Here is a 10172-nt window from a genome sequence, read left to right on the forward strand (position 1 = left end):
TTTGGCTCACTTTTTCTTTTTTCATTCTTAATTACGGTAAAAATGACTATCTTTGTCGCTTGGTGATTGGCCGATTGCCAAGACGTCTTGGCTGCCATCCGTACCAGTCAATTCATTTGCTACGCCTGCTGGGGTAAAGATCAGGCGTGCACCTTCTCCACCATCGACAAGATGGATTCCTGTTGAGTAGTAGCCATCTTTTTCCTCTACTTGGCCCATTTCATACTGGAAGGTTCCTTTTGAACTTTGAATGGTCACGATCCCATCAGCAGTGACTGTAGCAGTTGTTCCAGCATAGTTTTCCCACGTTCCAAGGAATTTTGCGTAAGCTTCTGGCGATTTTTTCTTTTCTTCCTTCTTATCCGTTTGAGTGCTTGCGGAACTTGATGGGCTCGTCTCAGACTTCTGCTCCTCTTTTTGACTAGCTTCTTTTTTACTTGATGACTCCTTAGTTACTTTAGAGGATGAGGCCTCTTTGCTTGAAGATGCTGTAGTTTTTTCAGCATTTCCTCCACAAGCAGCAAGTGTCACAGCAGCCAACAAGGCAAGAGCTGAAAGACTGGTGTAGCGCAATGTTTTTTTCATGATAATCTCCTTTTAAAATGATGATACAGTTTCATCTGTATCTAAAATGCCTAGCCTGAAATTACATATATTTTTGAAGGCTAAGCTGTAGTTTTCAGTGTATCATTTATTTCCATATAATTCAATAGCTATTGACATCAAAAAAGGCTAATCCAAGTAGGAATTAGCCCTTCTATTTTTAATAGATAAACATGGCATCACCAAAGCTAAAGAAACGGTATTTTTCATCGATAGCATGCTGATAGGCTTCGAGGACCAATTCACGGCCTGCAAAGGCAGAAACGAGCATAACCAATGTTGATTTAGGCAAGTGGAAATTAGTAGAAAAAGCATCCACCACTTTCCAATCATAGCCAGGCTTGATAAAGATATTGGTCCAGCCAGAATCGGCCTGGATTTGGCCGTCAAACTTGCTTCCGATAGTCTCTAGTGTACGGATAGAGGTTGTCCCCACAGCAATGACACGGCCACCATTTTCCTTGACCTGTCGCAAGGTCGCTGCAGCTTCCTCAGACAATTGGTAAAACTCTGAGTGCATCTCGTGTTCATCCAAATTATCTACTGAAACAGGTCTAAAGGTCCCAAGTCCAACGTGCAAGGTCAGATAGACTAGGCGAACCCCTTTTTGCTGGATTTCTTCCAGTAATTCCTTGGTAAAATGGAGACCTGCAGTCGGGGCTGCTGCTGATCCACTCTCCTTGGCATAGACTGTCTGGTAACGTTCACGGTCATCCAACTTTTCATGGATATAAGGAGGCAAGGGCATTTCTCCAAGACTTTCAAGTACTTCTAGGAAAATTCCTTCATACTCAAAACGGACAATACGGCCACCATGGGTTAATTCCTCAGTCACAACTGCGCTTAGTCGACCATCACCAAAGACAACACGGGCGCCGACCTTGAGACGTTTAGCAGGTTTTGCCAAGACTTCCCATTCGTCTCCTGCTATATTTTTCAAGAGCAAGAGTTCAACATGGCCCCCTGTTTCTTCCTTTTGACCATGAAGTCGTGCTGGCAAAACACGGGTATCATTCATCACCAGGGCATCACCTGGCTCTAGCATTTCAATAATGGAGTGAAAGTGGCGATCTTGAAATTCTCCAGTCTGGCGATTGACCATCAAGAGCTTAGAGGCATCGCGCTTTTCCAGAGGTGTTTGTGCAATCAACTCCTCAGGCAAGTGAAAATCAAAATCATTGGTATTCATTGTAGTCATATTTCCTTTTCTTTTCTAATGTACTTACGATTAGCTATCAAAACGAACTTCTTCAAGCAAATACTCGATGAAACGTTCACCCATCTTAGATAAGCTCGTTTTCTCATGCTGGATATAAACCAGCTCAATGGGATCATCAATATCAAGTGGAATCGAAACGATGTTGTCTCCGTTAAGATTACTATTGAGGATACCAGTCGCGATGGTATAACCGTCCAAACCAATCAAGAGATTGAACAAGGTCGCACGGTCACTAACCACGATGGATTTCTTGTGGTGTTCTTGTGACAAAATCTCTTCTGAGAAATAGAAGGAATTATGGGTTCCTTGGTCATAGCTCAAGTATGGGAAGTCTTCTAGGTCCGCCAACTGCACCTTGTCTTTTTGGGCAAGTGGGTTGGACTTGCTGACAAAGATATGGGGTTGTGCTGTAAAGAGATGATGGGCAACCAGATGATTGTCATCCAACATCTTCGAAAGAACATCTCGGTTATAGCTATTTAAAAAGAGGACTCCGACTTCACTGCGGAAGTTCTTGACGTCGTCAATGATTTCCCAGGTTCTGGTTTCACGCAAAAAAAGCTCGTACTTTTCCATATCGCTCTTTTTGAGCAAGGAAACAAAGGCATTGACCACAAAAGCATAGTGTTGCGAAGACACACTAAAAAGCTCGCGATGAGCGATCGGATTTTTATAGCGTTCTTCTAGAAGTTGAGTTTGCTCAACAACCTGACGAGCATAAGATAGAAACTCCATTCCATCACGCGTGAGGGTGATTCCCTTAGGATTTCGGATAAAAATCTCAATCCCCATCTCATTTTCTAGGTCACGAACTGCATTTGACAGACTAGGTTGCGTAATGAAGAGTTGCTTGGCAGCTTCATTCATCGAACCAGTCTCTACAATTTTGATAATATAGTGTAATTGTTGAATTCTCATGCTTTTATTGTACCATACTTGAGGCAATATAAAAAGAACCAGTCACTGAAAGCTCTGTTGCTAAGCTTAGATGAGTGCTTTTAAAGGACTTTATAGAGCGACCTAAAAAGAGAGAGTGGGACAGAAATCGGTAATTCGTTAGAATTCGATTTCGTCGTCCCACCTCCGCACAGTTGAGTAGGGCTGTAAAAGCTGATGAAATCAGCGTAGTAGAGGCCACTCAACCACTGCGTCTTGATCGACAATCCAAAGACAATTGAGAGGCTAGGACTTTTGTCCCAGCCTCTCTCTTATTCTTTAAAGTTAATCTGCCTTCTAAAGCGAAACTTAGCTTCCTCTTTCCCAGAAGATGGCTAGCAAAATCATGGCACCGAGAACTGATGGGATAATGGCTGTACCGCTTAGGCTTGGTCCCCAAGAACCAAAGAGTAACTGTCCTAGAAAGGCACCAATCCAGCCGAGAAACATTTTCCCGAAGCATCCCATACGTTCGCCACGATTGGTGATAGCTCCTGCTAGTAGTCCGATTAAAAGACCGACAAACATACTTCCAAGCATAGATTCTCCTTAAATTGCCCAATCTCCATTGCGGAAGAGTGGTACGCGTGTTCCATCCTCACGGATACCATCGATATCCATTTGGTTAGAACCAATCATAAAGTCAACGTGAACATCTGAACGATTAAGTCCTGCAGCTTCAAGTTCTTCTTCGCTCATCTCTGCTCCACCAACAACACTGGTTGCGTAAGCTGCACCGATAGCCAAGTGGTTCGATGCATTTTCATCGAAAAGAGTATTAAAGAAGGTAATACCTGACTGAGAAATTGGACTTGGATCTGGTACCAAGGCACATTCACCCAAGGCACGCGCACCAGCATTCTTAAAGACAAGGTCCTTCATAACCTGGTCACCCTTTTCAGCAGTGATATCAACGATTTGACCATTTTCAAAGGTCACCTTGATGCCTTCGATGATGTTTCCATTGTAGCTGAGTGGTTTTGTAGACGTTACATAACCATCAGCACGACGGAAGTCAGGAGCTGTGAAGACTTCTTCTGTTGGCATATTTGGTAAGAAACCTTCGCCTTGAGCATTAATCGCTCCGGCAGATTCCCAAACGTGGTTCTTAGGCAAGCCAAGTATCAAATCAGTTCCAGGTGCTGTGTAGTGAAGAGCTGAGAATTGTTCTTTGTTGAGCATTTCCGCCTTGCTCTTGAGGATAGCAGCATGTTCTTCCCAAGCCTTAACTGGATCTTCTTCGTAGATACGGCAAGTCTTAAAGATTTGGTCCCAAAGAAGGTCCACTGCTTCTTCGTCGCTTGCTGCATTTGGAAAGACCTTCTTAGCCCACTCGAGTCCAGCAGCTGCTGCTACAGTCCAGCTAACCTTGTTAGATTGAGTGGCGATACGCATTGGCTTCATAGCAATTCCCATAGCTTTTGCAGAAGCAGAGAGCTTTTCAGCGTCCACTCCGTTCAAGGCACCTGGGTCAGAAGAACGGACACCAAGACGACTTGCTTTGTTTTCAAGAAGGTAATTCATCTCAGCAATCTTGTATTCTGGTACATTGTCCAAACGCTCTAGTGGCGCGTGAAGGAATTTCTCACGGTTTACAAAGTCATCTGCCCATTGAACGATAACTTCGTGTGCACCAAGTGCATAAGCCTCTTTAACGATTAAATGAGCCAACTCGCGTTGCTCCACATCGATAGAGAGAGCCAAGGTATGACCAGGTTGCACGTTCACACCGTTTGCAACCAAAAGCTTAGCATATTTTTCTAGATTTTCTTTAAAATTTGGTAAAACCATTTTGTTTCTCTTTTCTATGATTTTTTAATAATTCTTTTGGAATATTTCCAAAATTTGAAGCAAAAAGGGGCAAAATAACCCCTTTTTCACAAAACAATAATGAAACAGTGTATAATGATTAGTCTTCTCTCTTCTTGCCTAATCCATATCCACCAGCAAAACCAGTAAACAATCCTCCAACACTATAAATAAGTTTTTCTAAAACATCTGGCTTATCTTTTAAAATTACAACCAGTATTATAAAAACAATTGAAACAATTATTGCTAAAGCTAGAATAAAATATTTAGAATGCTTTTTCTCTTCAAAAGCTAACGTCATATTTTTTTCAGCACCATCTAAGTATCTTGTAATATGTTCGGTTGTAATTTTATCTGAAAAATCAGTCCCAGAAGATATTTGACTTAATGTAGCCATCACTTGACTCATTTCAATCAGCTCATGTTCTTTAGATTCAGAATCTATAATATCAACATCATGATCTTTCTGTAACTCATTAGTTGTCATGTACTAACTCCTTTTTAATTTTGTTGTATGACTCCATATAATGGACGGTCTTATCATAACGTTGATTTTTTAACAATCTGTCATTCAATTGTACTCTTAAATTTTTCTTTAATAGCAAGGGAATCTTATTTAACTCTTTATTAAAATTTCTACAGACATTTTCATTAAAATCAGTTATAATAAAAGATTTTATTATTTTTCTATATGTATCTATATCATTATTATTTTTCTCGGTAATATCAATTAATGCTTCTAATTTTTGATAATTTATTTGCTTACTCATTCGTTATCTCCTTTACATATAACTATTCGTTATTTATATAAAATAACTTTATTGCATTAAAACTAAAGTAGATAAAATTAAACTAACAAAAGTACTTATATGATATACTTTCTCTCTACTACTTTTGAATATCATTCGTAATTACAGAACATCTAATCCCTAATAAAGATTGTATCAAAAAGATAGGTTTATGTAAATCGATAATACAATATCTATAATTTTCATTATATTCTACTCTAATATTTATCCATATAGTAGCCTACTTCTTAAAACAAATCATCAAACAGACTCAACTGATTATCCTCTGGCATATTTCCGAGAATGCCCATTTCATCCATCTTTTCAACCAAGGTTGATGAGAGTCCACCACGCTTGCGTAGTTCTGTTTTAGAGAGGAACTCACCTTCTTGACGAGCACGAACTAATTGCTTGGCAACGTTCTCTCCTAGACCATCCATAGCGACAAACGGTGGGATGAGGGTATCTCCGTCGATGATGAATTCGGTCGCATCACTGCGGTAGAGGTCTAACTTTCCAAATTTAAAACCACGTTCCCACATTTCATTGACGATTTCAAGCGTTGTGTAAAGGTCGATTTCTACGTTGGAAGCTTCATTGTTCTTGCGCTTTTCAGTAATTTCTTGCATCTTGCGTTTGATAGCATCCAAGCCTGCACCCATGGTCTTGATATCAAAGGCCTTGGCACGAATGGAGAAGTAAGCACAGTAGTAATAAATCGGATGGTGAACCTTGAAGTAGGCTACACGCAAGGCCATCATAACGTAGGCAGCCGCGTGGGCTTTAGGGAACATGTACTTGATTTTCCCACAAGATTCGATGTACCACTCAGGTACATTGTTAGCCTTCATGGCTTCGATATAACCATTGCGCTCTTCTTCTGATATTTTGAGCCACATTCCCTTACGCACTCGCTCCATGATGGTAAAGGCCATCTTGGGATCTAAACCAGCGTGCATGAGGTAAACCATGATGTCATCCCGACACCCGATAACGGTTGAAAGGTCCGCAATCCCTGCCTTAATCAAGTCCTGGGCATTTCCCAACCATACGTCGGTACCGTGAGACAGACCAGAAAGCTGAAGTAACTCTGCAAAAGTCGTCGGATGGGTTTCATCGACCATCCCGCGAACAAAGTTGGTCCCAAACTCTGGTATACCAAGCATACCAGTTGAAGTCCCGATTTGCTCAGGCGTCACTCCTAGGATATCTGTACCTGAGAAAAGATCCATGACACCTGGGTCGTCCATAGGAATATCATTTGGGTCAATACCAGACAAGTCCTGAAGTTTCCGAATCATGGTCGGATCATCATGCCCCAGTACATCAAGTTTGAGGACGTTCTCATCGATATCGTGGAAGTTAAAGTGAGTAGTCTGCCATTCAGCGGTTACATCATCTGCAGGATACTGCACTGGAGTAAAGTCATAGACATCCATATAGTTAGGAATAACTACGATTCCCCCTGGGTGCTGACCGGTCGTCCGTTTGACACCGGCAGCTCCTTGGGCTAGGCGCTCTACTTCAGCCTCACGGTAAAACTTGCCATAGTCACGCTCGTAACCCTTAACAAATCCATAGGCGGTCTTAGCAGCCACCGTTCCAACCGTTCCTGCACGGAAAGCATATTCTTCCCCAAAGATATCACGAACATCCAAGTGGGCGCTCGGTTGATCCTCACCAGAGAAGTTCAAATCGATATCGGGTACCTTGTCCCCATCAAAACCAAGGAAGGTCTCGAAAGGAATATCCTGGCCATTCTTGCTGAGCTTGTGACCACAGTTTGGACAGTCTTTATTGGGCATATCAAATCCTGAACCGTAGGAACCATCCGTGATAAACTCACTGTACTGACACTGACCACAGACATAGTGAGGCGATAGAGGATTGACCTCGGTAATCCCAATCATAGTTGCAACGAAACTAGATCCAACAGACCCACGGGAACCAACCAAGTAACCCCGTTCGTTGGAACGGTGCACTAGCATCTGTGAAGCCAGATAAATCACAGCAAAGCCATTCCCAAGGATAGAAGTCAATTCCTTTTCAATCCGCAAATCAACGATATCTGGGAGTGGGTTCCCATAGATTTCGAAGGCTTTTTTATAGGTTAATTCAGCAACTGTTTCTTCGGCTTGGTCAATGAAAGGTGTATACAAGTCACCTTTAACGACCTCAACAGGCTCAAAGATTTCTGCCATGGCATTGGTGTTTTCAATGACAATTTTACGAGCCAAATCTTCTCCTAGAAAGGCAAATTCATCCAACATTTCATTGGTTGTTCTAAAATGTGCCTTTGGTAGCGGAGCTGGTTGGGCAGCTTCTCCGTGGCCGATCGTTCGGTTAATCATGGCTCCCTGACCTAGACTGCGGACGATGATTTCTCGATAAATTTCATCCTCAGGTTCGAGATAGTGGACATTTCCTGTCGCAAGAACTGGCTTGCCGAGACGATCTCCAACCTCTATCAAACTCTTGATAATGGTGTGGAGCTCCTCCATGTCCTTGACCTGCTCTTTAGCAATCAGAGGTGCATAGATAGCCGGAGGCATCACCTCGATAAAGTCATAGTATTTAGCAACTTCGACCGCTGCATCAACACCTTGTGATACGACTGCATCAAAGACTTCCCCTTCCGTACAAGCGGAGCCCAAGATTAAGCCTTCTCGATGAGCATCCAGTACCGTACGTGGAATCCGTGGTACCCCTTCAAAATACTGAGTGTTTGACAGAGAAACCAGCTTAAAGATATTTTTCAAACCCACCTGATTTTTCACATAGATAGTTGCATGCTTGACGCGAGCTTTTTTATAAGAATCTGGACTGATTAAATCAAGGTTTAATCGCGCCAAATCTGTCACACCGTGTTTTTCTGCCACTTCCTTGATAAAGATAAAGAGCAAACGGCCAGTTGCTTCCGCATCGTAGTTGGCCATGTGATGGTGTTCTAGGGCTACACCAAAACGCTTAGTCAATGGTCCTAGACCGTGGCGCTTGTATTCAGGATAGAGATTTCTTGCGAATTCTAGCGTATCGATGACGGGTTGAGTGATTTTTGGCAGGCCATGACGTTCATAGTTGGTATTCATAAAGCCAACGTCAAAGGTTGCATTGTGGGCTACAAGAACAGTATCCTTACAAAATTCTTGGAACTCTTTTAAAACTTGAACCAAGGGTTTGGCATTTTTTACATGGTCATCCGTAATTCCCGTCAATTCCGTAGTAAAGGCTGATAAGGGGTGACCAGGATTGATAAATTCATCAAACTCAGCAATGATATTACCCTTATACATCTTGGAAGCTGCGACCTGAATTAAGTCATTATAGATAGCAGATAGACCTGTCGTTTCCACGTCAAAGACTACATAAGTAGCTTCAGAAAGATCCATCTCAACTTCGTTATAGACGATAGGAACACGGTCTTCAACGATATTGGCTTCCATTCCATAAATGAGCTGAATACCAGCCTTCTTGGCTGCCTTATAGCCATGAGGGAAGGATTGAACATTTCCGTGGTCCGTGATTGCTACCGCTTTATGACCCCATTTAGCTGCTTTCGCAACGAGTTCTTCAACTTCAGGTAGAGCATCCATGGTCGACATATTGGTATGGGCATGAAACTCAACCCGACGCTCACCTTCTGGCATCAAATCCTTCCGCTCATAGTGAACAACTTCCTGCACATCCTGCACGTTCATAGTTAAATCGCGTGTGAAGTTATTCATCTCCACATTCCCACGCACTCGTAGCCAAGAATTTTTCTTGATCATGTCAAACTTCAGAGCTTCTTCTTCGTTCTTGACCCATTTTTGCATGGAGAAGCTAGAAGTGTAGTCCGTCATCTTGAAATTAATCAAAACACGACCTGTTCTAGTCACCTTCTGCTCGACATCAAAGACAACTCCTTCAAAAACCAGACGATTCTCCTCAGTATTAACCTCGATCATAGGAGTAATTTCTGCCTTGTCAAGTTTTGGCTTAGCAGCTGCCTTCTTGGCTTGAAAATCAAAGACAGGCTTATCCTCAGCTGGAGGAGGCGGCGCCATCTGCTCCAATTGTTCCATAGCCCGAAGTGTTTCTTCATTGGCAGCTTGGATAATCATTTGATTTTCTGTCTGAAAGGCCTCTTGCTCTTCCCTCGTGAGTTCTTCATTTTTTTCTAAAATGCAGGATAATTTAGGAAAGCCAAAAAGTTCCAGCTGTTTGCTAAGATTTGGCAGATGATTTTTTCTAAAATGCTCTGTATCTGCCGCCTCAGAAGCTTCAATGATTAACTGGTCATCTTCAAAGCGAACCTGAAAATTTTGATATATGGAACGAAAACCTTGACTAGCGCAAGGACCAGCCGAAAAAGCCTCTAGATAGTAGGCTTGTAAAAGTTCTCTAGAAAAATCTTGATTTCTCGTTTTTATCTCAAAACTAGCCTGATTTCCTGTTTTTGAAAATTCTTCTTTCAAGCCTCTTTTCAACTCTAGAAAAAGTTCAAAAGGCAAGATATTTTCAAAAACAAAATGAAACTCCCAAACTTTGCTTCGTTTATGAACAATAACTTGTTCTATCTCAGCCTGAGAGAAGGCCTCATGATTTCTCATTTCAGCGGGGATTCCCAACTGATTCATTAAAATTTCAAAAGTGGTTGACATCCATTTTCCTCACAATATACTCCTTCTATTTTACCATATTTGAGGCACTTTTACCTATTTCTACCAAACAGAAAAAGAAGCCACAAAGTGACTTCTTTTCTAGTGGTGACAAATTAGTCTGGCTCTATAATATTTGTAGTGGGTAAATCCCCTATAGATATTATGGAGCCTATT

General features: G+C 41.9%; 8 protein-coding genes. All 8 read right to left on the minus strand.

The window, feature by feature from the left end; translation table 11 throughout:
- Positions 1–27 precede the first annotated feature (27 nt).
- Positions 28–585, minus strand: coding sequence for an ABC transporter substrate-binding protein (locus tag RQ973_RS04115; protein WP_311522845.1), 558 nt, complete (start codon positions 583–585; stop codon positions 28–30).
- Between the two features lie 178 nt (positions 586–763).
- Positions 764–1792 carry a tRNA preQ1(34) S-adenosylmethionine ribosyltransferase-isomerase QueA gene (queA, locus tag RQ973_RS04120; protein WP_311522851.1) on the minus strand — a complete coding sequence of 343 codons (1029 nt, stop codon included), beginning with the start codon at positions 1790–1792 and terminating at the stop codon, positions 764–766.
- Positions 1793–1831: 39 nt separating this feature from the next.
- Positions 1832–2740 carry a LysR family transcriptional regulator gene (locus RQ973_RS04125; RefSeq protein WP_045763101.1) on the minus strand — a complete coding sequence of 303 codons (909 nt, stop codon included), beginning with the start codon at positions 2738–2740 and terminating at the stop codon, positions 1832–1834.
- Between the two features lie 327 nt (positions 2741–3067).
- The gene (locus RQ973_RS04130; RefSeq protein ID WP_045763100.1) at positions 3068–3298 is read right to left on the minus strand and encodes a GlsB/YeaQ/YmgE family stress response membrane protein; all 231 of its coding nucleotides are present in this window, start codon (positions 3296–3298) and stop codon (positions 3068–3070) included.
- Positions 3299–3307: 9 nt separating this feature from the next.
- Complete coding sequence (locus tag RQ973_RS04135; protein WP_311522846.1) at positions 3308–4549, minus strand: aminopeptidase; 1242 nt, start codon at positions 4547–4549, stop codon at positions 3308–3310.
- Positions 4550–4667: 118 nt separating this feature from the next.
- Positions 4668–5054 (minus strand): hypothetical protein, encoded by a 387-nt coding sequence (locus RQ973_RS04140; RefSeq protein WP_311522847.1) that lies wholly within the window; start codon positions 5052–5054, stop codon positions 4668–4670.
- Positions 5044–5337, minus strand: coding sequence for a hypothetical protein (locus RQ973_RS04145; protein ID WP_311522848.1), 294 nt, complete (start codon positions 5335–5337; stop codon positions 5044–5046). The genes RQ973_RS04140 and RQ973_RS04145 overlap by 11 nt, the downstream gene beginning before the upstream one ends.
- Positions 5338–5603: 266 nt before the next feature.
- On the minus strand, positions 5604–9998 hold the full coding sequence (locus RQ973_RS04150) for a PolC-type DNA polymerase III (RefSeq protein WP_311522849.1): 4395 nt from the start codon (positions 9996–9998) through the stop codon (positions 5604–5606).
- Positions 9999–10172: the final 174 nt, after the last annotated feature.

Origin of the sequence: uncultured Streptococcus sp. (assembly GCF_963511325.1) — a bacterium.
In the GTDB taxonomy this organism is placed as follows: Bacteria; Bacillota; Bacilli; order Lactobacillales; family Streptococcaceae; genus Streptococcus.